Below are 24,125 nucleotides of genomic sequence, written 5' to 3' on the forward strand. Positions count from 1 at the left end.
CATGCCGAACACAGCAGTTAAGCTTCTTCACGCCGAGAGTAGTTGGTGGGAGACTGCCTGCGAGGGTAGGAAGCTGCCGTGCTTTTTAAATATTCCGGCTTAGCTCAGTTGGTAGAGCGCTTGACTGTTAATCAAGATGTCGTCAGTTCGAGTCTGACAGCCGGAGCAAGTAAGAAAGAGGACTAATGATAGTCCTCTTTTTTGTGCGGTTTTTATAATTAAACTATTTGTATTCAAGTGATTTCTAGTAATTTTTATCGTCTACTGTCGTCTACTTGATGCTTGGTTGAATTTTAAGATTGGTAAATGCCGTAATTAATCTTTGCAGGCCCTCAGTTTGATGGGATCTATGCTTAACGGCAATAAAATATTTAATTTGAATTAAGTTATTGTCAAGCGGAAGTAGATTAATGGGGGTTTGGGCCATTCGCTTAATAATGCTGGCTGCAGAAATTGTTAATCCTACACCCTTGATTGCTAAGTTAGTGGTTGTTAAAATGCTGCTGCTTTCTAAGACAATGTTTGGTTTAACGTGAAATTTTTGAAAGGCCCCATTTACTTGCCGTCTAATTGCTGAATTGGCAGAACTAACAACGAATGGCTCCTGGAGAATATCTTTAATATCATATTCGTTAGGTTCTAAGATAAAGCGCCCCTTTTTAAAATAAGGCGACTTTGGCGATATGATGACGTAATAATTTTCGCCACCATTGACGTAAAAGTCTATTCCATGATTGAGTGATTCTGGTGTTTGTCCTAGATAACAATCAATTTCTTCATTTAAAAGTTTGGTTTCATTTTTACGAGGATAAGTTTCAGATAATTGAATTTTGATGTTGGGATTTTTGGCTAAAAAATCTGGTAGAAGTGCTGGCAAAAGAAAAGTTCCTAAGCTTTCTAATACACCAATTCGAATTACTTCCTTATTAGGCATGGAAAATGGGGTTAATTGCTCAATTAAAGTCTGATTATTAGAAATAGCCGTTTCGAGATATTGGTAATAAATAATGCCAGCTTCAGTTAATGTAAACGGTATTGTTTCACGATTAATTATTTTAGCCCCTAATTTGCGCTCTAGCCTCTTAATTAATTGTGTTAGATATGGCTGAGAAATGTATAACTCGTGTGCAGCTCGGGTAAAGTTGCTTTCTTTTAACAAGACATCGATATAATGCTGTAATATTTCTGGATCTTTCATCTATTTCCTCCAATAATATCTCAATTATATCTTACTCGTGGCTCAACAACTTGGGCAACTTAATATTACTTTACTCAATAAAAATAAGAGACCAATTATCAAAGCAAGTTCGTAATTAATTTAAGTTTGAAACTAACAGTTGGGGGTATAAACGATCAAAGGGATAAAAGTACCAGTCGACTTCTTTTTCCCAATAACATTTTTGTTATGGCTTGCTTGCTATAAAACTATTTCACCTTGCGTATGAAACTTAGTAAAATTTAATTACTAAGTAGTCAATAAGGAGGAAGCAAAGCATGATGAAACCAGGTACATATGATGTAAAAGCGAAAGGTCATGGTTCAAGCTTTATGCCAATGAAAGTCACACTTTCGGAAGATAGCATTAAAGATATTAGTATCGATTCTAGCGGTGAAACTAAGGGTGTCGCCGATGAAGTTTTTAAGCGTTTGCCCAAAGAAATTATTGCCAATCAAACTTTGAATGTTGATGCGGTGAGTGGCGCAACAATTTCCAGTCATGGTGTTGTTGATGGTGTTGCTCAGGCAATTAATGAAGCCGGTGGTGATGCGCAAGAATGGAAAGACCGTGCTAAGCCAGCCGTTATTGGTGGACAAGATCAGGTACTGGATACGGATATCGTTGTAATTGGTGCAGGTGGTGCAGGGCTTGCTGCAGCTGCTAGAACAATTCAAAACGGAAAAAAGGTTGTTGTGCTTGAAAAGTATCCTCAGATTGGTGGCAATACAACTCGTGCTGGTGGTCCACTTAATGCAGCGGAACCAGAATGGCAAAATCAGTTTAAGGCTTTAGCTGGTGAAAAAGAAAGCCTAGAAAAATTAGCAGCAATGCCAATTGATGAAATTGACCCAGAATACCAAGAAGACTTCAAGAAGCTGCAAAAACAAATTAATGATTACGTTGAGTCGGGAAAAGATTACTTATTTGATTCAGTATTGCTTCACGAAATTCAAACTTATTTGGGTGGTAAGCGGACTGATTTAAACGGAAATGAAATTCACGGTAATTACGCTTTAGTAACTGAATTAGTTAACAATGTACTTGATTCTGTCAATTGGCTGACTGATTTGGGAGTTAAATTTGATCGCAGTGAGGTAACCATGCCCGTAGGCGCTTTATGGCGTAGAGGCCATAAGCCAGTTGAGCCAATGGGCTATGCTTTTATTAGTGTATTGGGTAAATGGATTGAAGAGCACGGTGCTACAATCTTGACCGAAACGCGGGCAACTCATTTAATTACTGAAAACAATCGCGTCACTGGTGTAATTGCTAAAAGTAATGATGGCAGCAAAGTAACAATTCATGCTCAAAAAGTAATTTTAACTTCTGGTGGCTTTGGTGCTAATACCAAGATGGTACAAAAATACAATACTTATTGGGAGCATATTGATGACGATATTGCCACAACTAATTCTCCTGCTATTACTGGTGATGGCATTGCTTTGGGGCAAGAAGCTAACGCTGATTTAGTGGGCATGGGCTTTATTCAATTAATGCCAGTTTCCGATCCAAAAACGGGCGAACTATTTACCGGTATCCAAACACCGCCAGAAAACTTTATTATGGTTAACCAAAAGGGTGAGCGCTTTGTAAATGAATTTGCGGAGCGTGACACCTTGGCTAAAGCAGCAATTGCCAATGGAACGCTTTTCTACTTAATTGCTGATGAAAAGATTAAGAAAACGGCTTATAACACAACCGAAGAATCTTTAGAGGCACAAGTAAAAGCCGGAACTTTATTGAAAGCCGATACGCTTGAAGAATTAGCACAAAAAGCCGGAATGGATCCAGATACTTTAGTTAATACTATTAAAAAGTATAATTCTTACGTAGATTCAGGCGAGGATCCCGAATTCGGCAAGAGTGCGTTCAACCTTAAATGTGAAGTAGCGCCATTTTATGCTACACCGCGTAAACCCGCTATTCATCACACAATGGGTGGTTTAAAGATCAATCCGAAAGCACAAGTTATTAATAAAGACGGGCAAGTAGTTGATGGTTTGTATGCTGCGGGTGAAGTTGCAGGTGGATTACATGCTGGTAATCGTCTAGGCGGTAATTCGTTAGCAGATATCTTTACGTTTGGTCGAATTGCAGCTGATACGGCATGTGATGAAATAAAAGACACTGATGTGGCTACAGGCGCTTCGCAGCATTAATTGCAATAAACTTTTCTGACAAAAATAAATAATAGTTAACCAATTAGGCTAACTATTATTTTTTTATTTTAAATTATAAGTAATCCCGTTCAAGTGCCATAAAAATAGTCACAATTAACAAGTCTGCACAACCACCCAAGCTGTAATTTTTTTCCAGGCATTCTTGGTTGAGTTCTTGTAGGTATTTTTTCCCAGCGGCAGAATTGTAGCCGCCTAGCTTTAAGTAACTAGTGGCCTTATTCTGAAGCCAATTAATAATTTCGTAGTTGCCAGCTCTCTTGATTAAATTGCTATCAACAGTTACCATAGCAATTTTCATTAGGGTATCTAGCAACCTAGTTTGAAGATTTCCCGTCCGCTTTTTTAAGAACGGTAGAGCTACATCGCGGACAATTGGATATCCCAATTCAGCTTGCTCACGTGCACCTCCCGCACCATATTGCTGAAATTCTTTTTCTCCTGCAGTTTTTAACTGATTATTTAGTTTTAAGTCGTGTTCAACTAAGCCGGTACACATTTTTTTAATCGTAGTAAAAATCTCAGTTTGATTTTTTTTGCAATAACTTTCAGCACAGACAAAAATTCCTAAAGCAAAAATTGCGCCTTTATGCGTATTAATACCATTAGTAGCCTGAAACATGTCTTTTTCAGCAGCTATTCCTTTTTGCCGCAACTTAAAAAACATTTCTGTTAAATCTGCTGCTTTAAAATCATGGCCAATATTAAATGCAGCAGTAAAATAGTTAGTTAAGCTCAAGCTGCTATCAATGAAAGTATAGATATTCATATCCTGATGCGGTCCTGGATTTAGCGGGTCGACAAGACCAGGCTTAGGAAGGGTGACAACTTCATATAAAAGAGCTCGAGTGGCATTTTGGGTAATTGAATTATTCATAAAGATCACTTTTGACTATTATTTATCTGATTAACAATTTCTTTAACCGATTGGTTTACAGTAATAAAATCAATATCTTCGGCAATATCAGTATACCCCAGATTAAGGTCGCCTTTCAGCATCCCGTTGATTAAACCCTGGTAACCGTGAGATGCAGCAGTAATTTGGGTAGCATCTATCCCGGCAGCAGTCATTTTAGCTAAGTGATTAGGCAATCTTCCCGGTAATGAAAAAATAGTCCGGTTGTTTGATTTAAAGGAAACCAAATCCGAATTTTTGGCTTTGATCAACGCATTTTTAATAGACGTAGCTGTGGGCGCTTCTTCACTAGCGGCAAAAACAGTTTTGAGAAAGACGCCTTGTGCACCACAAGCTAAAGCGTGAGTTAAGGCCTTAGGATTAGCGGTATCAAAGCCAGCTAAGACGGGAGTGGCTTGCGCTTCATGTACAAATTCTGGCAGTCCTTCTTTTTGCGGGTAGATAAGAATATCAATTCCATTTTTTTGCGCTTGTTTTACCCTATCAGTCTGGGAGACAGCTTGCATAACTTTAATCCCATTATGGTGAAGTAATTGAACCCATTCTTTTGAAGCAATTTGACCAAATCCCTCAAAAAGAGCAATGGTAAGTCTTCTTTTGCGCATTAATTCTACAAGTTCCATTGCTGTATGATCTTGCTCAGGTATGCTGGCACTACTAGGAATTTCAATGGCAAATGGGCGAAAGGTATGAGCTAAGACATAGTCTATTTGTTCATTCATCAAATTTCTTTCCTGCATTGCGTCAAGGATATAATTGTTGCCAGCTTTGCCAACTTGGTCGCTACTACTTGCCGAGGCTCCTGTTAGCGCATCAGGTGCGTGATAACCTGCATTAATTCCCAGAATTCCTAATGAGCCTGCTTCTGAAATGGCAGCAATCAGTTTACCGTTGGTTAGCGTGTGAATAGGCTTTTGGATAATTGGTAAATTAACCCCTAATAATTGACATAATTTATTCATCTGAAGATGTTGAACCCCCCTTCAATCAATTAGACCAGAATATTATCAACCATTTCTTGAATTTCTTTTTTACGGCTTTTAATAAAATCGAGAAAATCAATGATTTCTGGTGAAAAGTTCTGGTTGGAATCATAGACCAAGTATACTTGGCGTGTATTTTTAGGTAAATCGAGCTTAATCATGTGAATATTAAAACCACTAAGGTAAATCGTTTTGGCCACTACACCGACGATGTCATTTGTAAGAACCTGACCAGCAATAGCCAATTCATCATGTAAACGATTAGTAATGTGTAAATCTGATGCGGTAGCTAATAAGGCATTAGTAATATCCTTGCCAATTTGGATTTTTTTTGAATACGTAATAATCGATTCACCCTGGAGCTCTTCTGGAGTCATTTCCGTAATTTTGGCTAGTTCGTTTTCTTGAGAAACAATGGCAATAATTTCCTCAGTATAAAGTGGAACATAAGTAAAGTCACTAAATTCGGGCACATATGAGCAGATTCCAATATCATACCAGCCGTTTTTAATACCTTCACAAATTTGATAAGAAGGGTTGTCGTGATAAATAAAGTGAGGTGCAATACTGCTTTCTTGTTGATATTGTTTGGTCAAGTTAGGAAGCAAGATACCAATCGCGGTAGGGATGCCGGCAATATGAATGTTACCTTTGTCTTGACTAATTTTTTGTTCAATTTTCTTTTTACCATGGTCAAGAGTAGCCAGAGATTTAGTGACCGTATCGTAAAAAATACGTCCATAGTTGGTTAATTGAACGTAGCGGCCATTATGCTTAAATAGTTTGCAATGCAATTCTTTTTCTAGTTGTTTGATTGATACTGAAAGAGTGGGCTGACTAATATATAAATTTTCAGCTGCTGTAGTGTATTGTTTTTCTTCTGCCAATTCACGAAAATAGTAAAGTTGATTTAGATTCATGATAGTACCTCAAAAAATATATGATATTCACTACCTAATAATAGATGCTATACCTAATTTAATAAAAACGCTTTCACATTTTTTAATATAATCATTGGAAAAATTAATATTTTAGCTTAATAGTTGAGCCTGTTGTAATTTAGCTGATAAATTTACCAGGCAATTTAAGAAGTCCGCAATAAACTTTGTCATTTTAGCAAAACTTCAGCCAAAATAATGGTAAAAAGTATTTATAAAACTAATAAAAGTAACTTTGTTATCAATTTTACAAAGTCATTTTTTGCCAACATAATACAATTGTCAATTAAGAGTGCTTTCAAAAAACTTCAGAAAGTAAAAAGGAGATTGTATTATGACTGAACAAAAACAATTGCATGTATTACCACCATATGAAGAAACACCAATTATGCACAAGGCTAAGCCGGGTGAGTCAATGACTGACGAAGACTTTGCTAATTACGTTAAAGAAATTAGACATTTGGCCCAAAATGAATTTGATCGTATGACTAACTATATTGAAGAGAATCGTAAATTTCCACAAGACTTTTTCCCAATAGCAATTAAGCATGACTTGTATCGCTTTGCATTGCCAAAACAATACGGAGGTTGGGGTTTGAGTGAAAAACAGATTCTACAAGTACAAGAAGAATTTTCTCGTACTCAAGGTGGTATCAGAATGCACTTGCACCATGCCTCCGACATGAATTGGCGAATTCTTGATAATTTTGGTAGTCAAGAATTAAAAGATAAGTACATGAATAAATTTCAAGATAAATCAATTTATGCCAATTTTGCCTTGACTGAAAAAAGCGGCGGTACGGGTGCTGATTTGCATACCTTGGCTGTTAAAGACGGCGATGACTGGGTAATTAACGGAGAAAAGACGCTGATTTCTCATGCAGATGTAGCTGACTTTACTTATCTAATCGTTGTTACCGATCCTGATAAAGAAGGTGATGAGCGCTTATCTGCATTCTTTGTCCCAACAAATACACCCGGATTTGAAGCTAATGAAATGCCACTGATGATGGGGTGCCGCGGTGCTGGTCATGCCGACTTAAAGTTTACAGATATGCGTGTGCCAGACAAATTTATGTTGGGTAAACGTGGCGAAGGAATGAAAGTTGCAATCTCTTCGCTATCATTATCGCGTGCACATATTGCTGATTCTAACTTGGGAATGGCTCAAAGAATGTTGGAGATGTCGATCGCATACTCTAAAGACCGGGTAACTTTCGGTAAGCCATTATGCAAACGGCAATCAATCATTTTTGAAATTGCCGACATGGGCGCTAAAGTTCATGCACTTAGGCTGATGTTATGGGATTTAGCTAAAGACTACGATGAAGGAAAGGATATTACTAAGAAGGCGTCATTAGCTAAACTTGAAAGTATTAATACTGTTAAGCTGGTTTCTGATTATATGTTAGAGATTTTTGGTGGAATTGGCTACTTCCAAGACAATCCTTATGGCCCAGCTGAACGGTTATACCGCGATTGCCGTGCAATGTGGCTTGAGGAAGGACCACGTTCGGTTCAGCGCTTAACAGCAGGGAGATTACTGATCAACGATGGTGGTCAGACACCAATTACTAGTTTATAAAGAGATATTCTAACTTGGGAGGGCTGAAACTAATAAATTAAACTATTAGCTTCAATCCTCTTTAATTATAACTAATGCGGAGATAAAAAATGGCCGATGAAATATTAAAGGGAATCAGAGTTATTGATTTGACGCAATTTTTGGCTGCACCAACTGTTGGCAGGGTGCTTGGCGAATGGGGTGCTGATGTAATTAAAATAGAAGCTCCCAAAGGAGATGCTGGGCGAACCCAAGGTGCCGTTTTTGGCATGAAATATGAAGATGATGAAAATTTAGGCTTTGATGTTTCCAACATGAATAAGCGCTTTGTCACTTTAAATATGAAGACGCCTGAAGGAATGCAAGCATTCAAAGACTTACTCAAAACGGCTGACGTTTTTCTTACTTCAGTGCGAACCAAAAGTTTAGCACACATGGGAATTACCTGGGAAGAACTGCATCAAGAGTTTCCTAAACTGGTTTTTGCCCAAGACCGTGGTTACGGTGAATTTGGGCCTAAGAAAGATGCAGCGGGTTACGATGCAACTGCTTATCAAGCACGTGGCGGTGTTCAAGGCACAACGGTTGATAAGGGCGGTAATCCTTACAATCCTGTAAATGGCTACGGTGATTTTCAGGTGTCAATGACCTTGGCAGCAGGAATCTGTGCTGCTTTACTTCAAGCACAAAGAACCGGAAAAGGTGACAAAGTCGTGGTTAATTTGAACCATGCAGCAATTTTTATGCAAAACATTGCAATGGTATCTGCGCAATACGGTAATGTTTATCCTAAAAGCCGGCGAGAAGTCACTAATCCATTCAATGATACTTATAAAACTGCAGATGACCGGTGGTTTGTTCTATGTGTTCCAGAATATGATCGTGATTTTGATAAAGTGATGCACGATATTGGCCGTGACGATGTTTGTGGCGATAAGCGCTATAACAAGATGGATACATTGAATGCAAATGGTACTAGTAGCGAAGTGATAGCTATTTTGGAAGATGCATTCAAGCAAAAGCCATTAGCATATTGGATTGATTTATTTGGCAAAGAAGACTTGCCACTTGAGGCGTGTCAAATTCCAACAGAAATCTACCAGGATCCTGAGGCGCTTGATAATGATGAGATCCGATTAATGAAATTTCCATCTGGTGCTAAACGTTATATCCCAACTAATCCAGTTCGATTTGCTTCACAAGGTAAGCCAACCTTAACGCCTTCTCGTGCACAAGGATCTGATACGCGCGAAGTTTTAAAAGATGAACTTGGCTATAGTGATGCAAAGATTGCGGCAATGATTGCATCAGGTGCAGCTAGTGGTGTGCGGCATTTAGATGAACCGCTTAAATAGGTGAAATAGATGACATTACAATATACACAAGCACAAAGAGAATACATTCACTTGGCACAGGAATTTGGTGATCGTTATCTTAGCCCTGAAATTATTAAAAAATATGATCAGGAAGGCGATTGTCCAGTAAGCCTATTTAAACCGGCAATCAAAATGGGACTTCATATGCTTGAAATCCCCAAAGAATATGGTGGCGCAGGGCTTTCATATGAAGATTCTGCCTTAGTTTTTGAAAAAATTGCGGAATATGATGCAGGTTATGCGTTAACTTTAATTACCTCCTTTGTTGCACTGCGGTGTGTAATGTTAGCTGGAACTGAAGAACAAACGCGTGAATTTGCCCGAGTAATTGAAGATGGTAAATTCGCCGCATTCACAATGTCAGAAGCCGATGCGGGCTCTGACGCGGGTTCGGTAAAAGCAACTGCAGTTCGTCATGGTGATGAATATATTCTCAACGGTAATAAGGCATTTGCCACAAATGGTGGTATCGCAGATATCTTTATTGGTATCTTTAGGACTTCTGATAATGGCAATCACGGGCTATCTGCTTTTATGATTGATCGCCATAGCCCTGGAATATGGGTCGGAAAACACGAAGATAAAATGGGGTTGCGATTATCAAATACTGTTCCCTTAGGATTTAAAAATGTTCATGTTCCAGCTAAAAACTTGCTAGGTAAAGAAGGACGGGGAATTAATATTGCGTTAAACAGCTTAAATTTGTCTCGTGCCTATGTTTCGACCTTAACTGTCGGTATTATGCAGCGAGCACTGTCTGAAGCAGCAAAATATGCTAATGAACGGCAGCAATTTAATCAGCCAATAGCGCAGTTTGAATCCGTCCAGAATATGTTAGCAGATATGGCAACGGCAGTAGAAACGTCTCGGCTGCTTGTCAACAATACGATGAAAATGATGGACAATAACCTTTCAGTTCGCCAAGAAGGTGCAATGACTAAACTTTTTGTTACGGACACGGCACAGAAAGTAACCTCGGATGCAGTCCAGATTTTAGGTGGATATGGCTATACTCGTGCGTATCCAGTTGAAAAACTGATGCGTGATGTTAAAGGATTCCAAATTTTGGAAGGAACTAATGAAATCCAACGAATGACTATTGCCCGTGAGGTCAGTAAGAATTATTTAGGCTAAGTGGGGGAATTCAAATGAAAATTGCAGTGATTGCAAAAGCAGCGGTAAATTCAAAAACGTATACTTCGCATCATAAACAAGTGACTTATCATTCTAATAACTTATTTTTGAGTGAGGAAGACAAAAGTGCACTAGAGTATGCTCTGCAGCTGATTGAACAAGGAGGCGGCACAATTGATGCCTATACTTTTGAACAAGACCAGGTAGCTGAAAGGGTTCTACATGAAGCACTGGCTTTAGGTGCTAATAAAGCAATTAAGATTACCGCGGGTGATGTTAATGATCCTTTGCAGCAAAACTATATTGCGCAGGAATTTGTCCACTACCTAAAAGAGCAAGATAAGAATTACGATTTAATATTGACAGGATGTACAGGCTGGACTGAATTAAGTGCAATGATTGCGACTCAATTAGAGTCAAATTACTATGATCATCTTTCAGCAATTGATGCAGGACTTAATTTTGAAATGAAATTGGAGCAAGGCGCAATTACTGGCAAGTGCAAATTACCAGCTGTTATAACCGTTTTAAGTTCAGTTAGTGTTAGTCATTTAGCAGGCTTTTCTGCTTTAAATCAGGCCATTAACACAAGTATTACAGCCGTTTCCTTTAACAAATTGCCTAAGCAAAAAACTAGTTCGATTATAGCTAAGGATAAACGACCGCAAAAAGAAATTTTTGATTTAACTGAAGACCCCCAAGCTACACAGAAGTTAGTTGCTGCGTTGCGCCAAGACGGAATATTGAGGTAGAAAAATGACATCAATCTATTATATTCAAGTAGAAGATCGAAATAGTATGGATGGCAACAGCAGCAATACTTTAGCAGGTTTAAAGAATAATTTTGCTGGTGAAAAAGAAGTACTTGTCTTTTCAAATCATGCTACAGAAATTACAGAAAAGTATGCTCAATCCGGAGTTAAAACAACAATTTATCAAAATGATGCTTATACAATTGCTAACTTTGATGCTGTTTTAACAAAACTAAAACAGATATTCAGAAGCAAAACAGATTATTTACTGGTCTTTGATAATGATAGTTTGGGTAGTAGTCTAGGAAGCAGAATTGCTGCCTTACTTGATATAACTTTTGTTGCAGATGCCAAAAAAATTACTGAAACACCGAACTTGACGGTTACGCAAGATGTTGGTGCTACTAGTGCCAAGCGAGTTATTCCCCTAGCTAAACAAGCGGTGATTACGTTTTCGTGTAATGGCGTTGCAGCGAATGAACCGGCTAAAGTTGATGTGATCAGTTGGTCGTTAAATGAGCAAACAAAGCAGCAGTATCGCCAAGCAAAAACTGCGGGCAATGGACTGGCTTTTGCTAAAGTAGTGTTAGCTGGTGGTAAGGGATTAGGTTCACAGCAGCAGTTTAAGCCGTTGATGAAGTTAGCTCAAAAATTGAATGCCAGTGTTGGCGCCACTAAAGCAGTAACTGATTTGGGTTGGCTTAGTCCGGAACGCATGATTGGCATTTCTAATTTGACGGTCAAGCCAGATGTTTACTATGCTTTTGGCATTTCCGGTGCTGTCCAGCATACTAGTGGAATGAATAAATCAAAGCAAATAATTGCAGTCAATACTGATCCAGAAGCACCGATTTTTAAATTGGCTAATTATGGCATTGTTGGGGATGCAAACAAAGTCATTAGCCAACTGAATGATCTTTTGTAAGGCGAAAAAATGAATGTTAACGCTAAGATAGCAACCGTTAAGGAGCTATGGAACTGGCGTTTACGCCAGAGTCGACAAAAAGTATTTGTAATTGAAAATGATCAGCAATATAGCTACGGTGAGATGGCCAAGTTAGTTGCGGCTAAAATCAAGTTACTGAAAGCATGTCGAATTGGTCAGGGCGATTTGGTTGCACTGCAGTTTGAACTTGATGTTGAAAATGTTGCTACTATTCTTGCGTGCATTGAACTTGGCGCGGTGATAAATCCACTGAATCCGCATTTGGACATTACCGAAGTTGAAAACTTAGTGGAAAGATTTCAACCTTGTGCAATTATTTCCCAAGCTTCGGTTCGTGGACGGGATACCATTAGCAACTTTAAACACTTAAAGCATTATCAAGTTGAAGTAAATGGTGATCTAAAAATTTTTACCAGAATAAAGCATAGTATTAGTCCTTTTACTAATAAAACAGGGGCTAGCGCACCAGTGATTGTAATTAATACATCTGGAACCAGTGGTCTGTCAAAAGGCGTGGTCTTATCTAATCAAAATGTTTTGACTGCAGAAATAGGCTATAATGCCGCTTTCGGTATTAATAAGCATGACATGATTTTATTAGTTTCGGGACTTTACCATGCAATTGGCTTTCACCACGGATTAATTTCAACAATGATGGCCGGAAGCACAATGGTTTTAATGAAACATTATCAAGTTGATGAAGTGGCTAAATTGTTATTGCGGCTGCCGATTACTTGTATTGATAGCTTGCCAACTATTATGTATGATTTGCTTTTCCACGTTGCAAATATCGGACAGCTAAGAATGTTAATTTGTGGCGGTGACAAGATCAAAACTAGTCTGTTAGTCCAAGCAAAAAAGCGCAATATTCCACTTTATAATTGTTATGGATTAACAGAAGCAGTTCCGTTTAGTTACACGCCAAGCAATTATTTTGCGGAACATCAGGCTATGACGACAGCGGTAACACCAATAACTGGCGTCAAGGTTCGAATCGTTAAGAAACAGCACGTTGTCGAACAAAAAGATGTTCAAGGAATAATTGAAGTTTGCGGGCCAGTAGTGTTTCAGGGCTATCTTAATAATCCTGAGAAAACGCATGAAGCTTTTGATCATGGCTGGCTGATAACAGGTGATTTAGGTCATTATAATAGTGACGGTCTTTTTGAAATTGATGGTCGCAATAGCGATAAGATAATTCGTGGCGGTGAAAATATTTCTGCAGCGTTAGTTGAAGAAAAAATCAAAAGCTGTCAAAATATTAAGGAAGTAGCCGTTTTAGGCGTACCCGATGACCGGCTAGGACAAAGAATTGGCGCAATCATTGCTTTAAATCATAGTCAACCAACATTAAATAAAACTAAGCTGCTTGCTGAATTGCAAGAACAGCAAGTTGATAAAAAACTATGGCCAGAAAAAATTTGGATAGTCGATTCTTTACCTAAAACAGCCAACGGCAAAGTGAAAAAATATTTATTACGAAAACTGCTGGAAGGCAAAAAGTAAATGGAAGATAATTTTTTTAAACGACAAATGGCGGATTATTTTATTACGCCCAAAATGCTAAATCACATGAATATTACACATGGCGGCACACTACTAGATAATGCCGATTCGGCAATGGGGATGTTTGCTAACTCATACTGTCATACGAGAACACTTACCGGTCGAATTGATAAGTTTATTTTCCACAAAAAAAGTTATGTGGGTGATCATATTAGTTTTTGTGTTAGTTTGCTTAAAACAACTTCCAAAACGATGACTATCTATGCTGAGATTAATCGGCTGGCAATCGATGATTCAAGTACGGAGCTAATTGGAGAAGCCGTATTTACTTATGTTGCAGTGGATGAGAAACTGAATCCGATTGCTGGCTCAATTGAGCAATATCATCCACAGGATCAAGAAGAGCAAAAATATCTTGCAATGATTAAAAAAAGATTTGGTATTAAATAATAAAATAGCGAGAGTAAAGGCAGAGGTACTTCTCCTCGCTATTTGTTTTTTTAACTAAAGTATTAAGATAAACTATAAAAAGGTGTATTAAAGCGTATTCATAAGTGCAAAAACTACGATATTTACTTGTTTAAAACAATTTTCACAAAAAGATAGCAGTACAAATTTTGCCTAGAATCCCACTGTGGTAACGTTTTCTATTATAGTTATTAATAATAGCAAGCATGTTATAAACAATTATTCATAAAACATAAAATAGGTTATATTATTTGTGCTTATTAACGATTAATTTTGAAAGGTGAAGTTATGAAACAAGAAAAAAGTTACGCGGGAGTAGCAGCCTCTGTTTACTTACACTTTGCAGTTGTTGGTGCTGCAACGCTATTTATTAGCCAATATCGGCAAATTTTAGCTAGTTCGTGGCATGCCAGCGAAACTCAAGTATCATTGGTCATTGCTATGGTTGGATTGGGCAGAATTATTACGATTCTGTTTGCTGGAGCAATTTCAGATAAAATTGGGCGCAAGAAAACTTTACTAATTGCATTACTGAGTGATGCGGTTTTCTTGCTCGGAGCAGCTTTTGCTAGCAACATTTGGGTTGCTGGCATTGCGGCAATGTTTTTTGGTGCTACCAACTCATTTGGTGATACGGCTGGTTATCCGGCTTTAGCAGATGCATTTCCTACAAAAACAGCAACAATGAATTCTTTTGTTAAAGCGGCAATGCAAGTAATGCAAATGCTGTTTCCATTTTGTGTCAAGCTAATTAATAATCCGCGGATAACAGCTTGTATTTTAGTATTAATAATTTTACTTGATGTTGTTATTACGCTTAAGACGGCTTATGCACCACAGACTGTCGAAAAAAAGGATGATACAGGTGAAACTGAGACTCATTTAGCAGATGCTCAACAGCCCAAATTGGCGGTTGACGGTTTAATGATTATTGCATTAGGCTTTACGCTTTGTTTTACGTTTTACATTTTTTCTTTATATGCACCATATTATGGTCAATACGTATTAAATCAGCCTGCCGCAAGTGCTAATCAATTAGTTTCTTGGTATTCAATTGCCTCCTTAATCTCAGTTTTTGTTACCTCAGCTTTAGTTACAAAAGTTAAACGGCTAAATCTGATTTTGGTTTACTCAATCATTACTGCTCTTGGATTACTGTTTATGATCATTAGTCCGTCATTAGTGGCAGGCGAAGTCGGTGCGCTAGCAGTTGGTTTCTTTACTGCTGGTGGTGTGTGGCAAGTTGGCTTATCAGTTCTGACATCATATTTCCCACAAAGCCACGGTAAGATTACCTCATACTATAGTTTTGCACCAGCCGTAGTTTACTTTGTTGCACCATTAGTTGCAGCATTTGTATTAAAAGCAAACGCTGCAAGTACTTTGATGGTTTTCTGGATTACTGCAATTATCACAATAATTTCTGTAGTATTAGCAGCAATTTTAATTGTTCGCAGTAAGAAATTTGCTATTAAAGGCTAATTAATAAAAAAGGTGAATTTATTTATGTCAGAAAAAATAATTAAAGCCCAAGCAATGGGACGTAATGGCCAAATTGATTTTGATATTGCTGTGGCCAATGATCGGATTGAAGATATCAAAGTAACCAAAAGTTCGGAAACGCCTGGTATTTTTAAACAAGTAGTTGGCAAACTCAAAGAAAACGTCATTAAAAATCAAAGTTTTGCTGTTGATGCCGTTTCTGGTGCATCAATCATGACCCAGGCAATGCTAGACTCTGGTAGTAAGGCGCTTAAAGAAAATGGTATTGCCATTCAGTCTAAATTACCAAAACCAGAGCACCGCGATGTAATTTTAGATGTCGATGTTGCAGTTATTGGTTCAGGAATGGCAGGTTTAATGGCTGCTGCGCGCGCCCTGGCGCTCGGAAAAAATGTTCTTGTGCTTGAAAAGAACGGTTATATTGGCGGTGCAACCATTCTTAATGGGTCAAATGTCGTTGGCACCGGATCAAAAGTTTCTGCTAATTTATTTGGTGAAGAAGCACAAAAAGATTCTCCAGCATTACTTGTAAAAGATATTACTCGTGAAAGTCGTGGAACCAATTACACAGAACTATCGCAGCTTTTAGCTAATAATATTGGTAAAGCGGTGGACTTCATCACAGAGTTTGCCAATCTTACCTATCAAAAAGCTGAAACGCAAACAATTGAGCATTCAGTCGATCGCCAAATTGAGATGCCATCAGAAAGTTCCTATGAATTAGTTTCAAAAGTCGCAGAAGCTTTTACGAAAAAAGGCGGAAAAATTCTACTTGAAACTAGGGTTGAACAACTAAATAAAGATGATCAAGGTAAGCTAGTTTCACTGGTTGCTGAAGGCAAGCACGAAACGGTAAAAGTTAATTTTAAATCACTTGTAATGGCAGCTGGTGGCTGGGGTGCACGTGATTATCGCGAGCATAAAACTAAAATTCCATACTATGGGCCAATGACTTCAACTGGTGATTATTTTGACTTTGCTCAAAATATGAATTTAGTAGCACGCAATCTTGACTGGTATAAGGTTTACCCACACGGTCTAGAAGTAGAACCGGGGATTGCAAAATTGACGACATATTCAACTAAAGAAGCTACTGATATGGGGGCTATTTTTGTTAATACCGGTGGTAAGCGAATTGTAAATGAATCGGCACCTTATACTCATTTTAGGGATGCAATCGCTGCTCAAAAAGATAAAATTGCCTTTGTTGTTATGGATCAGCGAACTTGGGACAGGTTTTACGAATTATTGCTGAAATATGGTTTTACGGCAGATGAAGTTCAGGGCTTTTTTGATCTTGACGGCAAAAAGAGTCCAATTTTAGTCAAAGGTGATCTACAAACAGTCGCGCAAAAAGCCGGTATTAACTACACTAATTTGCAGAAAACATTAACAGATTATGCTGATGAAGTTAAAGCCGGCAAGGATCATGAATTTAACCGTCCAGCTAAATTTATGCACGAATATGAAGGATCTACTTATTACGTGATTGAGCAAAAGCTCCGTTTTTGTACGACCTTAGGTGGCTATGAAACTAATAAGCAAATGCAGCTGCTTGATCAGGAATTCAATCCTGTTGCTAATTTTTATGCTTCCGGTGAAATAGTTGGGGGAGCTAATGGTCATGATTCAATGCCAAGTATGATGAATTCATGGAGTTATGCATCTGGATTTGTTGCTGGCACAGAAGCAGCAGATAATGCGAATTGCCAGCGAATTTTATCGACACCGGCAGAAAAAGCAGATACTGTATCTGGTGCCTCAGCTAAATAGAATATTAAATAAGGATTTATTTTTAAGAAAGAAGAGTTTTAAAATGGCTAATAAAATTACGGGAATTAATGGTCCGATTACTGGTTGGTTAGATGGACATACTTATCTAATTGGTTTAATGGCATATCCGATTCGGCATTCGATGTCGCCAACAATGCATAACAATGCTTTTGCTAAATTAGGTTTAAACTACACTTACCTTTGTTTTGAGATAGGTAATGATAAGTTGGAAAAAGCTGTAGATGCAATTAGGACATTAGATATGCGGGGCTCAAATGTTTCAATGCCTAATAAAAAAGAAGTTATTAAGTATCTTGATAAATTATCTCCTGCTTCGGAAATGTGTGATGCGGTAAATACAATTGTTAATGACAATGGCGTTTTAACGGGTTACACGACTGATGGGATTGGCTTTGTGCAGGCCCTTAAGGACGAAGGCATTTCAATTAAGGGTAAGGTTATGACCATGACTGGGGCCGGTGGCGCTGCTACACCAATTGCTGTTCAATCTGCACTTGATGGTGCCAAAGAAATTAGAATATTTAATATTAAGGATGATAAGTGGGCACAAGCTGAAAAGAATGTAAAAACTATTCAAGAAAAAACAGATTGTAAAGTTTCGTTAACTGAGCTTTCAGACCAAGAAGCATTTAAAAATTCAATTGCTGAAAGTGATATTTACTGTGATGCTACCAGTATTGGTATGAAGCCATTAGAAGATAAAACTTTGGTTTCAGATCCATCATGGTTCCACAAGGATATGGTTGTCTTTGATACTGTTTATTCGCCAAGAACTACTAAGCTAATGAAGGTTGCACAAGAAGCTGGCGTTGAACATGTTTATGATGGAATCGGCATGATGATTGATCAGGGAGCCGCATCATTTAAGCTATGGACCGGAAAAGATATGCCAACCGATTATATTCGTGAGATTATGTTTTCTGACGACAATAAATAATTGAGGTTAAACCAATGGCAACAGTAAAAATTAGAAATATTGTTTTAGGTGAAGGTTTGCCCAAGATTGCGGTTCCTAACGTTGGCTCAAATGAGGACGAAATTATTAATTCAGCGACAAAAATCTTAGCAGCTCAGCCTGACTTAATGGAATGGCGCATTGACTATTATTCTGTTGGGATTAATGATCATGAACAATTAATTACTACGGCTAAGAAGCTACGTAAAGCGGTTGGCGAGTTGCCAATTTTAGTTACTTTTCGTACTAAAAATGAGGGTGGCGTCTGTGATTTAACTGAAGATGATTACCTCAAGCTGCTAGAAACAGTAATTACTAATCGCCTTGGAGATGCCGTGGATATTGAATTATTCCATGATGAAAAACGGGTTCAAAATCTGGTTAATCTTGCACATAATTACAATCTTGTCGTAATTATGAGCAATCATGATTTTGAAAAAGTTCCCGCTAAAGATGTTATTGAATTTCGGCTGAAAAAAATGGCAGAGCTTGGTGCCGATGTGCCCAAGCTTGCTTGTATGCCTCGTAGTGCCAGTGACGTCTTAACTCTTTTGCAGGCGACAACTGAAACACATGCGGCAATTACTAATCCGTTAATTACAATGGCAATGGGTGACATTGGCAAAATAACTAGGATTGCCGGACAAGTTTTTGGCTCAAGTCTTTCTTTTGGTGCCGTTGGCAAAACGTCGGCACCAGGACAGCTGTCAATTGAGGATTTGCGCAATGCCGAAAAATACTTGGCGCTATAAAAAGCCAAATTTATCTGACGTCTGCATCAAATAAGCTGGCAATTTCTAAACTAAAGAGTTTGTAAACAGCTCAGTACTCGAAAACAAGTACAATAAAATTACTCCATAGTATTTAGATTAAATCATCTAAATATTATGGAGTTTTTTAATAGTGTAAATTATCGATCGGGTAAAGTCTCAGACTTGAAAGTTACTGCGGTATTGTTTTGGCGATAGTTTCGTATACTGCTTAAAAGTTTTACAAAAATAACTTTGGCTGGAATAACCTAATGAAGTCGCAATTTCAGCTAAATTCTTTTTTGAAAATATAATCTGACTTTGAGCCTCATAAATTTTCAATTCGTTAGTATACTGGACAATAGTTTTCCCAGTTTCTTTTTTAAAAGTTGCGCAAAGATAGTTTTTGGAATAATTTAACTGCTTTGCAAGCTCGCTTAAATCGATGCGTGAGTTTAGGTGATGATATATGTAATCCTGAATGCTATAAATCAATCTGAAATGTGGATAGCCACGATTTATCCTAATGTGCTTTATGAAAAGTTTTCCAATGTCCAGCATAATTTCATAGTGATTGCCAATATTAGTTAAGCCTTCTACTTTTTGAATGCAAAGATCACTCAAATTATAGGCTGCTTCTGGTCGCATGCCGCCCTGAATTGCCGCTCTAGTAAAAAGTGTAATTGAAACAATTAGCAAATCTTTTTTCTCACGTAAGTCATTGCCGCTAACCATTTTGCCAGGCGAGCCGCTGTCAATAAAAGACTTTAATTGACTTTCAAACAGTTCGACATTTCCTAGTTTTAAAGAATTCATCATTAGTTGTTCTTTAAAATAGTTGCCATGATCAGTTTGAATGTTGCTTTGCACTACTTTATTATTTTGTTTTGAAGTTTGATATGCATGTTCCAAAATATTCATAGGCTGAATGATGATGGGCTTTTTTTGAAAAATGCTGAAATAAAGGACAGTGCTGTACTCTATTAATTGTTCAATTGTTATTTCGGTAAAGTTAGAAATATAAGACTGCAAATTGTTTAAGTTATGTGAGCTGTACCATAAGACAACTATATGATTTTTAGCATCAGAAAGATAAATCACGCTAAAACTATCTTTTTCTTGAGTTGCATACAAATAAATTGCGTTTTTTTGGCCATTTTCATTAATGTGTTTGAGATATGACTTGGGAAAGTCGGGAATTAAGCTATTTTGAAATTTATGAACGATATTCTTGTTTTTATCAAACAAAAGTACTGGCAGTTTAATAGCAGTACTGAAATGTTCTAGTAAATAATATAAGTTATTCATTTGTAAAGCGCTTTCTTTTATAGTGATATTTTATAAAAAATAATAATATTGAGCAAGTATTTGTTTATCATTTTAATTATAGTTAACTCATAATCTTAGTGCACGAAGATTATTTGTTTTTTGAAAGGTGAAAAAATGAGTAAAACTAAAAAGATAATGCTGATTATCGCATTATTATTTTTAAATATTGTTGAACAAGCTGCAAGCGTAATAACTGCAACTATTCCAGGGATGGCCAAAACTTTCAGTAATGTTTCTCTAACTAATGTAGAAATGCTAACAACAATCGTCTCAATGTTTGTGACCGTGTTTGTCTTGGTAAGTGGAGTAATTGTTAAAAAAATTGGTCAAAAGCAAACAGCACTATTGGGGATTACAATAGCTGCCGTTAGTTCCATTATTCCAGCGTTTTCAAATTCATATATTATTGTATTGATTTCGCGTGGTGTTCTGGGTATTGGTATTGGTTTAGCAAATCCACTTGCGATTAGCTTAATTGGTACTTTCTTTCAAGGAGACGAGCGTGCCAGATTAATGGGCTGGCGCTCAGCTATTGCTGGTGTTGGTACTTCATTAATGACCTATTTAGCAGGTCAATTATTAAAAATTAGTTGGCATGCTTCATATTTAGTCTATCTGCTGTTTGTTCCAGCTGTGATTTTATTTGTAATCTTTGTTCCAAGTCCAGAAAAAGAGGGGTATATTGAAGAACAAACTGAAACCAAAGAGGATGGTCAGAAATCAGTAAAGATTCAAAAGTCTAAGCCGCTATTGATTGCACTCATGTTTTTAATGTTTATGGCGATGGTCAGCTTTATGATTCTTGCCGTTAAACTGCCGACTTTTTTAGTGCAAAATAAAATTGGTACAGCTTCTCAGTCTGCTACCGCATGGAGTATTCACAACTTAGCTGGATTGCTGGGTGGAATGTGTTTCGGCTATTTATATAAACATTTAAAGGGCTACCTGTTGCCCATGGGTCTTGCTCTTGTAGGGGTTGGCTTTGTAATGATTGGTTTTTCTAAGACCATGACTATTATCTATTTGCTAAATATTTTAACCGGATTCGCTGCATCAAACGTTACTCCTTATATTTTTAACCGCATTAGTGAAGTTGCGTTGCCACAAAATGCGCCATTTTATACTTCGTTAGCATTAGTTGGCTCGAACTTTGGCTCTTTTATTTCCCCGTACGCGGGAAGTCTAATTGGTAAAACTGGTAAGTTGGCAATAATTAATGCCGGAGTTATTCTGCTCGTTTTAGCCATTATTACTACAGTAACAGCCTTTAGAAGAATGCGGCTTGCACAACAAGGTTAAGGAGGTAGCATTATGCATTTTCAAACAGGTAAAAATATCGATTTTGAAAGAAATGACGAGTTACTAAAAAAAGCGCAGTTGGTTCAAAAACCGCTGCACAGTAAAATTGTCAAGGCCAAAGATATTGTTGAAATTGGACAAGGTAAAGGAATAGAAAATATTTCACTACAGCCTTCGGAGAAGAAACTGGCAAACCTTAGCGACTATAGTTTAGGTAAAGGTGATTCAATTATCCTGGATTTTGGCGATCATCATGTCGGCTATTTTAGTATTGGTATTTCTTCGATTGGCTCCCCGATGGATGCGCCGTTATTCTTGCATTTAGTTTTTGCGGAGCAGCCCATTGAACTGGTAAAAATTAAAGAACCATATCAAGGGGCATTGAGCAAGTCATGGCTCCAAGAAGAATATGTCCATATGGACAAGCTGCCGGCTGTTTTAAAATTAACAAGAAGATATGCTTGTCGGTATGTTAAATTAGAGGTAGTTGATACTTCACCAAAGTGGAAAGTGGTATTTGATCACCCTACTTTTGAAGCAAAAAGTGCAGTAACGCTGTCTGATGTTAACCTGCCAAAAACTGGCGATAAATTATTAGATCAAATTGTCGAAGTAAGTGCAAAAACGCTTAGAGACTGTATGCAAGATGTTTTTGAAGACGGACCCAAAAGGGACAGAAGGCTGTGGCTAGGTGATTTGCGTTTACAAGCGTTGGCCAATTATGCTTCGTATAATGACCAAGATCTGGTTAAGCGCTGTCTATATTTATTTGGGGCGCTTCCAACTAGTAGTGGCAGAATCACCAGTAATTTATTCACTAATTTTGATGAACCAATTCCAGATGACACGTTTTTATATGATTATGGTCTATTCTTCATTTCAACTTTGTATGATTATTACAAACAGTACCTTGATTTAGCAACTTTGAAAGATCTATTTCCAGCTGCAAAACGGGAAATGGAGCAGGCTCTGCTATACTTAAATGGCCAAAATTTAGTCGAAATAAGGTCAGACTGGCCAATATACATTGATTCAGGAAATAATTTTGATAAAACTACTTGTGCGACTGCGGTTTTATTATATGCACTGAAGCAATTTATCTCCTTAGGAAAAGTTATTAATGAGAACATGACGGAGTATGCTGAAAAACTGAAGAATATTCAAAAAGCAGTTCTTGACCTTCTTTACGATAAAGAAACAGGCTTTTTTGTCAGTGGAAAGCAAAAGAAAATTAATGTAGCCAGTCAAGTTTGGATGGTGCTAACGCATATTTTATCTGATGATAAAAATCACGATTTAATGAAACGGAGCATGGAAAGGTTTTATCCTTTTAAGGATATTACAACACCGTATATGTATCATCATATTGCGACTGCGTTGTTTGAATCAAATAATTATGAATTAGCGATTAAATTGATTAAGAAATACTGGGGCGGAATGCTTGAATTAGGAGCAGATACTTTCTGGGAAGCTTATAAACCAGATGATCTTAGTTTTTCGCCTTATAATAGTTTGGCGATTAATAGTTATTGTCATGCTTGGAGTTGCACGCCAATTTATTTATTAAAGAAATATGCAAAATAAAAAGAAAACGGTATGGGTAATATGTATAAATATCTTTGTATAGATATAGGTGGAACAAATATTAAATCAGGACTTTTCGATAAATCCGGAAACTTAATAGAAAAAAAGGTTACATACACTCCCGAAAGTGGTGTAACTGATTTTATTAAAAAACTTGATGAAATAGTTGAACCTTTTGTATCACAAATTCGGGGGATTGCCATAAGCGTTCCCGGGAAAGTAAACTCAGAAAAAGGAATTGTATATCATGGTGGATCCTTGCATTACTTAGACAAGTTCAACTTTAAGCATGTCTTACAAGATAAATATAATATTCCCGTAGAAATTGAAAATGATGGTCGTGCTGCTACGCTTGCTGAGATATGGCGGGGGAGCATGCATAATGTTGATAACGGTGCAGTCATTATTTTAGGTACTGGAGTGGGTGGCGGCATTATTGCCAACGGAAAGTTGCTTCGGGGCTTTCATGATCAGGCTGGTGAAATAAGTTTTATGACTTTAGGAAACTCAATTGCAGACAAAGATATTGTGGGAAAATTGTGTTCATCCGTAAGCTTAGTTGAAGCATGCTCTTATAAACTTGGCATACCTGACAAGCTTGACGGAATCAAAGTTTTTGATGCAATCAATGACGCAGACATGAGAATACTACCTATTTTTAAACATTATTGTGCAACGATTGCTGCAGCAATATTAAATATCCATAGCGTGATTGACCTGCAAAAAGTTGCTATCGGCGGTGGTATTAGCAGCCAACCGGTTTTAATTAAACAAATCAAAGAAGAGTTTCAGACTGGCATAGTTAATTCTCCCAAAATTGCAAGCAATATTGAGTTACCTGAAATCGTTGCTACGACATTTTTAAGTGATGCTAACTTATATGGCGGACTGTACAATTTTTTGAATAAACAGACAAAACATGAGGGGAACTAA

General features: G+C 37.5%; 20 protein-coding genes and 1 tRNA gene. 16 read left to right on the forward strand and 5 right to left on the reverse strand.

Annotated elements, in window-relative coordinates:
- The first annotated feature begins 93 nt into the window (after positions 1 to 93).
- Positions 94 to 166: transfer RNA gene (locus J3U71_RS01710), tRNA-Asn, on the forward strand.
- Positions 167 to 271: 105 nt separating this feature from the next.
- Here the strand turns inward: J3U71_RS01710 and J3U71_RS01715 are convergent.
- Positions 272 to 1,198: a LysR family transcriptional regulator gene (locus J3U71_RS01715; RefSeq protein ID WP_220268929.1), complete on the reverse strand. Its 927-nt coding sequence runs from the start codon at positions 1,196 to 1,198 to the stop codon at positions 272 to 274.
- Positions 1,199 to 1,497: 299 nt separating this feature from the next.
- Between J3U71_RS01715 and J3U71_RS01720 the strand changes: the two genes are divergently transcribed.
- The gene (locus J3U71_RS01720; protein WP_103752911.1) at positions 1,498 to 3,378 is read left to right on the forward strand and encodes a flavocytochrome c; all 1,881 of its coding nucleotides are present in this window, start codon (positions 1,498 to 1,500) and stop codon (positions 3,376 to 3,378) included.
- A gap of 73 nt (positions 3,379 to 3,451) precedes the next feature.
- On the opposite strand, the gene citG is transcribed toward J3U71_RS01720, so the two are convergent.
- The 3 genes from citG to J3U71_RS01735 are packed head-to-tail and all read right to left on the reverse strand — an operon-like array spanning position 3,452 to position 6,215.
- Positions 3,452 to 4,273 carry a triphosphoribosyl-dephospho-CoA synthase CitG gene (gene citG / locus J3U71_RS01725; RefSeq protein WP_267392616.1) on the reverse strand — a complete coding sequence of 274 codons (822 nt, stop codon included), beginning with the start codon at positions 4,271 to 4,273 and terminating at the stop codon, positions 3,452 to 3,454.
- 5 nt (positions 4,274 to 4,278) lie between these two features.
- Positions 4,279 to 5,274, reverse strand: coding sequence for an NAD(P)H-dependent flavin oxidoreductase (locus J3U71_RS01730; RefSeq protein WP_220268931.1), 996 nt, complete (start codon positions 5,272 to 5,274; stop codon positions 4,279 to 4,281).
- Between the two features lie 29 nt (positions 5,275 to 5,303).
- Positions 5,304 to 6,215 (reverse strand): LysR family transcriptional regulator, encoded by a 912-nt coding sequence (locus J3U71_RS01735; protein WP_220268932.1) that lies wholly within the window; start codon positions 6,213 to 6,215, stop codon positions 5,304 to 5,306.
- A 352-nt stretch (positions 6,216 to 6,567) separates the two neighbouring features.
- On the opposite strand from J3U71_RS01735, the gene J3U71_RS01740 reads away from it, so the two are divergent.
- The 11 genes from J3U71_RS01740 (at position 6,568) to aroD (ending at position 18,983) form a co-directional block, all read left to right on the forward strand.
- The gene (locus tag J3U71_RS01740; RefSeq protein WP_220268933.1) at positions 6,568 to 7,818 is read left to right on the forward strand and encodes an acyl-CoA dehydrogenase family protein; all 1,251 of its coding nucleotides are present in this window, start codon (positions 6,568 to 6,570) and stop codon (positions 7,816 to 7,818) included.
- Between the two features lie 89 nt (positions 7,819 to 7,907).
- Positions 7,908 to 9,152 carry a CaiB/BaiF CoA transferase family protein gene (locus J3U71_RS01745; RefSeq protein ID WP_267392615.1) on the forward strand — a complete coding sequence of 415 codons (1,245 nt, stop codon included), beginning with the start codon at positions 7,908 to 7,910 and terminating at the stop codon, positions 9,150 to 9,152.
- A 9-nt stretch (positions 9,153 to 9,161) separates the two neighbouring features.
- Positions 9,162 to 10,307 (forward strand): acyl-CoA dehydrogenase family protein, encoded by a 1,146-nt coding sequence (locus J3U71_RS01750; protein WP_220232593.1) that lies wholly within the window; start codon positions 9,162 to 9,164, stop codon positions 10,305 to 10,307.
- Between the two features lie 14 nt (positions 10,308 to 10,321).
- A complete protein-coding gene (locus J3U71_RS01755; RefSeq protein ID WP_267392614.1) occupies positions 10,322 to 11,059 on the forward strand; it encodes a hypothetical protein in 738 nt (245 codons plus the stop codon).
- A gap of 4 nt (positions 11,060 to 11,063) precedes the next feature.
- Positions 11,064 to 11,984, forward strand: coding sequence for an electron transfer flavoprotein subunit alpha/FixB family protein (locus J3U71_RS01760; RefSeq protein WP_267392613.1), 921 nt, complete (start codon positions 11,064 to 11,066; stop codon positions 11,982 to 11,984).
- A gap of 9 nt (positions 11,985 to 11,993) precedes the next feature.
- Positions 11,994 to 13,511, forward strand: coding sequence for a class I adenylate-forming enzyme family protein (locus J3U71_RS01765; protein WP_267392612.1), 1,518 nt, complete (start codon positions 11,994 to 11,996; stop codon positions 13,509 to 13,511).
- Complete coding sequence (locus J3U71_RS01770) at positions 13,512 to 13,961, forward strand: acyl-CoA thioesterase (RefSeq protein ID WP_220220515.1); 450 nt, start codon at positions 13,512 to 13,514, stop codon at positions 13,959 to 13,961.
- Between the two features lie 306 nt (positions 13,962 to 14,267).
- Positions 14,268 to 15,461: an MFS transporter gene (locus J3U71_RS01775; RefSeq protein WP_267392611.1), complete on the forward strand. Its 1,194-nt coding sequence runs from the start codon at positions 14,268 to 14,270 to the stop codon at positions 15,459 to 15,461.
- 24 nt (positions 15,462 to 15,485) lie between these two features.
- A complete protein-coding gene (locus tag J3U71_RS01780; protein ID WP_267392610.1) occupies positions 15,486 to 17,255 on the forward strand; it encodes an FAD-dependent oxidoreductase in 1,770 nt (589 codons plus the stop codon).
- Positions 17,256 to 17,298: 43 nt separating this feature from the next.
- Positions 17,299 to 18,213 (forward strand): shikimate dehydrogenase, encoded by a 915-nt coding sequence (locus tag J3U71_RS01785; RefSeq protein WP_220235033.1) that lies wholly within the window; start codon positions 17,299 to 17,301, stop codon positions 18,211 to 18,213.
- Positions 18,214 to 18,227: 14 nt separating this feature from the next.
- Positions 18,228 to 18,983, forward strand: coding sequence for a type I 3-dehydroquinate dehydratase (gene aroD, locus J3U71_RS01790; RefSeq protein WP_267392609.1), 756 nt, complete (start codon positions 18,228 to 18,230; stop codon positions 18,981 to 18,983).
- 177 nt (positions 18,984 to 19,160) lie between these two features.
- Here the strand turns inward: aroD and J3U71_RS01795 are convergent, their stop codons facing one another.
- Positions 19,161 to 20,288, reverse strand: a complete 1,128-nt coding sequence (locus tag J3U71_RS01795) for an AraC family transcriptional regulator (RefSeq protein ID WP_220268942.1) — start codon at positions 20,286 to 20,288, stop codon at positions 19,161 to 19,163.
- A 135-nt stretch (positions 20,289 to 20,423) separates the two neighbouring features.
- On the opposite strand from J3U71_RS01795, the gene J3U71_RS01800 reads away from it, so the two are divergent.
- Genes J3U71_RS01800 through J3U71_RS01810 form a run of 3 tightly spaced genes read left to right on the forward strand, consistent with a single transcriptional unit; the run spans position 20,424 to position 24,125 of the window.
- Positions 20,424 to 21,608, forward strand: a complete 1,185-nt coding sequence (locus J3U71_RS01800) for an MFS transporter (protein WP_267392608.1) — start codon at positions 20,424 to 20,426, stop codon at positions 21,606 to 21,608.
- Positions 21,609 to 21,620: 12 nt separating this feature from the next.
- Positions 21,621 to 23,192: an alpha-rhamnosidase gene (locus J3U71_RS01805; RefSeq protein ID WP_220268944.1), complete on the forward strand. Its 1,572-nt coding sequence runs from the start codon at positions 21,621 to 21,623 to the stop codon at positions 23,190 to 23,192.
- Between the two features lie 12 nt (positions 23,193 to 23,204).
- Complete coding sequence (locus J3U71_RS01810) at positions 23,205 to 24,125, forward strand: ROK family protein (protein ID WP_258562411.1); 921 nt, start codon at positions 23,205 to 23,207, stop codon at positions 24,123 to 24,125.

The sequence above is a fragment of the Lactobacillus sp. B4015 genome, assembly GCF_026536055.1.
Classification (GTDB): Bacteria; Bacillota; Bacilli; order Lactobacillales; family Lactobacillaceae; genus Lactobacillus; species Lactobacillus panisapium.

Excerpts from the sequence above, each read along its gene's own strand:
- J3U71_RS01715 (WP_220268929.1), bottom strand. The coding sequence starts at position 1,198 with ATGAAAGATCCAGAAATATTACAGCATTATATCGATGTCTTGTTAAAA.
- J3U71_RS01720 (WP_103752911.1), top strand. The coding sequence starts at position 1,498 with ATGAAACCAGGTACATATGATGTAAAAGCGAAAGGTCATGGTTCAAGC.
- citG (WP_267392616.1), bottom strand. The coding sequence starts at position 4,273 with ATGAATAATTCAATTACCCAAAATGCCACTCGAGCTCTTTTATATGAA.
- J3U71_RS01730 (WP_220268931.1), bottom strand. The coding sequence starts at position 5,274 with ATGAATAAATTATGTCAATTATTAGGGGTTAATTTACCAATTATCCAA.
- J3U71_RS01735 (WP_220268932.1), bottom strand. The coding sequence starts at position 6,215 with ATGAATCTAAATCAACTTTACTATTTTCGTGAATTGGCAGAAGAAAAA.
- J3U71_RS01740 (WP_220268933.1), top strand. The coding sequence starts at position 6,568 with ATGACTGAACAAAAACAATTGCATGTATTACCACCATATGAAGAAACA.
- J3U71_RS01745 (WP_267392615.1), top strand. The coding sequence starts at position 7,908 with ATGGCCGATGAAATATTAAAGGGAATCAGAGTTATTGATTTGACGCAA.
- J3U71_RS01750 (WP_220232593.1), top strand. The coding sequence starts at position 9,162 with ATGACATTACAATATACACAAGCACAAAGAGAATACATTCACTTGGCA.
- J3U71_RS01755 (WP_267392614.1), top strand. The coding sequence starts at position 10,322 with ATGAAAATTGCAGTGATTGCAAAAGCAGCGGTAAATTCAAAAACGTAT.
- J3U71_RS01760 (WP_267392613.1), top strand. The coding sequence starts at position 11,064 with ATGACATCAATCTATTATATTCAAGTAGAAGATCGAAATAGTATGGAT.
- J3U71_RS01765 (WP_267392612.1), top strand. The coding sequence starts at position 11,994 with ATGAATGTTAACGCTAAGATAGCAACCGTTAAGGAGCTATGGAACTGG.
- J3U71_RS01770 (WP_220220515.1), top strand. The coding sequence starts at position 13,512 with ATGGAAGATAATTTTTTTAAACGACAAATGGCGGATTATTTTATTACG.
- J3U71_RS01775 (WP_267392611.1), top strand. The coding sequence starts at position 14,268 with ATGAAACAAGAAAAAAGTTACGCGGGAGTAGCAGCCTCTGTTTACTTA.
- J3U71_RS01780 (WP_267392610.1), top strand. The coding sequence starts at position 15,486 with ATGTCAGAAAAAATAATTAAAGCCCAAGCAATGGGACGTAATGGCCAA.
- J3U71_RS01785 (WP_220235033.1), top strand. The coding sequence starts at position 17,299 with ATGGCTAATAAAATTACGGGAATTAATGGTCCGATTACTGGTTGGTTA.
- aroD (WP_267392609.1), top strand. The coding sequence starts at position 18,228 with ATGGCAACAGTAAAAATTAGAAATATTGTTTTAGGTGAAGGTTTGCCC.
- J3U71_RS01795 (WP_220268942.1), bottom strand. The coding sequence starts at position 20,288 with ATGAATAACTTATATTATTTACTAGAACATTTCAGTACTGCTATTAAA.
- J3U71_RS01800 (WP_267392608.1), top strand. The coding sequence starts at position 20,424 with ATGAGTAAAACTAAAAAGATAATGCTGATTATCGCATTATTATTTTTA.
- J3U71_RS01805 (WP_220268944.1), top strand. The coding sequence starts at position 21,621 with ATGCATTTTCAAACAGGTAAAAATATCGATTTTGAAAGAAATGACGAG.
- J3U71_RS01810 (WP_258562411.1), top strand. The coding sequence starts at position 23,205 with ATGGGTAATATGTATAAATATCTTTGTATAGATATAGGTGGAACAAAT.